The organism is Mesorhizobium sp. M7A.F.Ca.MR.362.00.0.0, assembly GCF_004023175.1.
GTDB lineage: Bacteria > Pseudomonadota > Alphaproteobacteria > Rhizobiales > Rhizobiaceae > Mesorhizobium.
The window spans coordinates 1-4,088 of record NZ_RZTF01000498.1; the positions used below are offsets into that span (position 1 = coordinate 1).

Annotated in this window: 4 protein-coding genes; 3 read left to right on the forward strand and 1 reads right to left on the reverse strand. The window is 64.7% G+C overall.

Annotation, left to right across the window (positions count from 1 at the left end):
- Positions 1–71: 71 nt before the first annotated feature.
- The 3 genes from rpiA (at position 72) to gor (ending at position 2,901) form a co-directional block, all read left to right on the forward strand.
- Positions 72–803, forward strand: coding sequence for a ribose-5-phosphate isomerase RpiA (gene rpiA / locus EOC06_RS33880; protein ID WP_127271162.1), 732 nt, complete (start codon positions 72–74; stop codon positions 801–803).
- Positions 790–1,392 carry a DUF2059 domain-containing protein gene (locus tag EOC06_RS33885; protein ID WP_127318742.1) on the forward strand — a complete coding sequence of 201 codons (603 nt, stop codon included), beginning with the start codon at positions 790–792 and terminating at the stop codon, positions 1,390–1,392. The genes rpiA and EOC06_RS33885 overlap by 14 nt, the downstream gene beginning before the upstream one ends.
- Positions 1,393–1,509: 117 nt before the next feature.
- Positions 1,510–2,901, forward strand: coding sequence for a glutathione-disulfide reductase (gor, locus tag EOC06_RS33890; protein ID WP_128309850.1), 1,392 nt, complete (start codon positions 1,510–1,512; stop codon positions 2,899–2,901).
- A gap of 60 nt (positions 2,902–2,961) precedes the next feature.
- Here the strand turns inward: gor and mgtE are convergent.
- Positions 2,962–4,088 (reverse strand): magnesium transporter (gene mgtE, locus EOC06_RS33895; RefSeq protein ID WP_128309851.1); only part of this gene is annotated, 1,127 nt, incomplete at its 5' end.

The window sequence follows — 4,088 nt, forward strand, 5'->3', positions numbered from 1 at the left end:
CCGCCTGGGGCTTTGACCGGACCGGCAAAAATGCTACGAGCCCGGCAGCGAATTTCCGGGGCAGAACCCACATGGATGCAAGGCAGTTGAAGGTCGAGGCCGCGCGGGCAGCACTCGCCCATGTGAGCGAAGGCATGCGGCTCGGCATCGGCACCGGCACCACGGCCGAAGAGTTCGTGCGGCTGCTTGCCGAAAAGGTCGCCACCGGCATGACCGTCATCGGCGTGCCGACTTCGGAGCGCACCGCGTTGCTCTGCCGCGAGCTTGGCGTACCGCTGTCGACGCTGGAGGAAACGCCAGAGCTCGACCTCACCGTCGACGGCGCCGACGAAGTCGACCCGGAACTGACCCTGGTCAAGGGCGGCGGCGGCGCGCTGCTGCGCGAGAAGATCGTCGCCGCGGCGTCCCAGCGCATGATCGTCATCGCCGACCGCTCCAAGATGGTCGAGACGCTCGGCCGTTTTCCGCTGCCGATCGAGGTCAATCCATTCGGCCTGCGCGCCACTGAAATCGCGGTTGCCGCGGCGGCTGAAAAGCTCGGTCTTTCCGGGCCGGTCACATTGAGGATGACGGGCGGCCAGGCTTTTGTTACAGACGGCGGCCATTTTATCCTCGATGCATCTTTTGGCCGCATTCCGGATACAAGAGCGCTTTCGAATGCTCTCCACGCCATTCCGGGCGTTGTCGAGCATGGTCTTTTCATCGGGCTGGCTTCAGCGGCCATCATCGCCGGCGGCGACGGTATCCAAACCGTCCATGCCGCCCGAAAACCAGGGAGTTCTACCGATCATGACGTTGCATAACCGGGTTCGCAGCCTTTCCGTCCTTCTGGCGGCGTCGGCCGTTTTCGCCTTCTCTTCGCCGGCGTTTTCGCAGGATGTCACGGAATCGCACCTGAAGGCCGCCCGCGCGGCGGTCGCTGCGATCCACGCGACCGACCCGTTCGACAACATCCTGCCGCAGGCAGCCGCAGCGCTCGAATCGCAGCTGATCCAGAAGAACCCGGACATGCAGGAACTGATCGGCAAGACGATCAGCGAGAAGGCGCTGGCGCTGGCCTCGCGCCGCGCCGATCTCGAGAAGGAAGCCGCACTCGCCTACGCAAAAGTGTTCTCCGAAAAGGAACTGACCGACATCGCCGCCTTCTACAATTCCGATTCGGGCAAGAAGCTGCTCGATAGCGGCCCGACGGTGACCCGCGAACTGGTCAAGGCAGCCGACATCTGGCAGAACGGCCTCGGCCGCGATCTCGCCCAGCAGGTCGGCGAAACGCTGGCCGCAGCCGCCAAGGCAAAGGCGCAGGCTGCACCTGCCGCGCCCGCCGCCGGAGCCGCCGCTCCGGCCGATGGCGCAGCGCCCGCCGATGGCGCGGCTCCTGCGGACAACAACTGACCCCGCATTTTCAAATGGCCTTGCGGCCTCCCGCGAAAGCCCGGCCTGTCCGGGCTTTTCTTTTGACGGTTTGCGGCCTACCTGTCTGACACATTTCTGAAGCCTGGGAGCCGCGTCATGGCCGGTTACGACTACGATCTTTTCGTCATCGGCGGCGGCTCGGGCGGGGTGAGGGCGGCGCGCGTCGCCGCGGCACTCGGCAAGCGAGTCGGCATCGCCGAGGAATATCGCTATGGCGGCACCTGCGTCATCCGCGGCTGCGTGCCGAAAAAGCTCTATGTCTATGCCTCGCAATTTCCCGAGCATTTTGCCGACGCCGCCGGCTATGGCTGGACGGTGCCGGAAGCCAGCTTCGACTGGCAGACGCTGGTCGCCAACAAGGATCGCGAGATCAGCCGGCTGGAGGCCATCTACGTCAGGAACGTCGAGGGCGCCGGCGGCGAGACCTTCCACTCACGCGCCATGATCGTCGATCCGCATGTCGTGCATCTTCTGGGCGAGGATCGCACCGTCACGGCAGACCAGATCCTGATCGCCACCGGCGGCCGCCCGGCGGCGCATCCGGCGCTGCCCGGCCATGAACATTGCATCTTTTCCAACGAGGCTTTCGACCTCAAGGAACTGCCCAAATCTATCATGATCGAAGGCGGCGGCTACATCGCCGTCGAATTCGCCAACATCTTCCACGGCCTCGGCGTCGACACCACGCTGGTCTATCGCGGCAAGGACATCCTGAGCCGCTTCGACATGGACCTGCGGCGCATGCTGCACGAGACGATGGAGAAGAAGGGGATAAGGATCCTCTGCCATTCCGTGTCCGAATGGATCCGCAAGCGGCCGGACGGCCGGCTCGACGCGCTCGTCAGCGGCGGCGAGGTGCTGACCGTCGACCAGGTGATGCTGGCCATCGGCCGCATTCCCAACACCGAGAATATGGGCCTGGAAGGCATCGGACTGGAGATGACCAAGACCGGCGCCATCGCCGTCGACCAATATTCCCGCACCAACGTCGACAACGTCTGGGCGATCGGCGACGTCACCAACCGCGTGCAGCTGACGCCGGTGGCGATCCACGAGGCGATGTGTTTCATTGAAACCGCCTTCAAGGGAAATCCGACCGCGCCCGATCACGAGACGATCGCGACCGCTGTCTTTTCACAGCCGGAGATCGGCACTGTCGGATTGTCGGAGGACGACGCCGTCAAGCGCTTCCCCGACATCGAGATCTACCGCGCGACATTCCGGCCGATGCGGCACACCCTGTCCGGGCGCGACGAGAAGATGCTGATAAAGCTGGTGGTCGATGGCGCGTCGAGAAAAGTGCTTGGCGCCCACATATTGGGGCCGGATGCAGGCGAGATGGCGCAGCTGCTCGGCATCCCGTTGAAGGCCGGCCTGACCAAGGACGATTTCGACCGTACGATGGCCGTGCATCCGACAGCGGCGGAAGAACTGGTCACCATGTACAAGCCGACTTATCTCGTGAAGGACGGCGAGCGCGTCGATTGACGGCAAATCCGGGTTGAGGAACTCCGCCGCGGCAAGGTCATGCCACGGCGGAGATAGTCGCTACAGAAGCGTGCCGCGCAGGATCACCAGCGCCACCGAGAAATAGATCACCAGTCCGGTGACATCGACCAGCGTGGCGACGAACGGCGCCGATGCGCTGGCAGGGTCGAAGCCGATACGTTTCAAGGCGAACGGCAGCATCGAGCCCGACAGCGAACCGAAGGTGACGATGCCGACCAGTGCAGCACCCACCGTGGTGGCGATCAGCGGCCAGTGCGGGCCATAATCGTAGAAGCCCATATACTGCCAGAGCGCGATGCGGCAGACGCCGACCACGCCGAGCATGGCGCCCAGCACCAGGCCGGTGGGCAGCTCGCGCAGCGCCACCCGCCACCAGTCGCCAAGACCGATCTCGCGCAGCGCCAGCGCCCGGATGACCAGCGAGGTCGCCTGCGAGCCGGAATTGCCGCCGGAGCTCATGATCAGCGGGATGAACAGCGTCAGCACGATCGCCTTCTCCAGCTCGCCCTCATAGCTCTGCATGGCGTTGGCCGTCAGCATCTCCGAGATGAACAGCGCGCACAGCCAGCCGCCGCGTTTCCTGATCATGGCGAGGAAGCTCATCTTCATGTACGGCTCGTCCAGCGCCTCCATGCCGCCGAAACGGTGCGCGTCCTCGGTCGTCTCCGCGACCATCGTGTCGATGATGTCGTCGATGGTGACGATGCCGAGGATCTTGCCATGGTCGACGACCGGAAGGGCGAGCAGATCGTATTTGGAGATCGTCTGCGCCAGGGTTTCGCGATCGATCAGCGGGCCGACCGTCACCGGAAGGTGATCCGGCGCCACCGTCATGATCGGATCGTCAGGCTCACCGGTGATCAGCCGGCGCAGGCCCGTCGAGCGCACAAGCAGGTGCGTCTGCGGATCGACGATATAGATCGCGTAGACGGTCTCGCGCGTCCGCTCGACCTTGCGGATGTAGTCGAGCGTCTGCCCGACGGTCCAGTCCGACGGCACGCTGACGAACTCCGTCGTCATGATCGATGCGGCGCTGCCTTCGGGATAGCCGAGGATGGAGAGCAGCGTTGCGCGCAGCGGCGGCGCAAGCCCGCCAAGCAGCTCGGAACGGGCCGGCTCTTCCAGCTCGCGCAGGATGTCGGCGGCGCGGTCGACCGACATGGCGG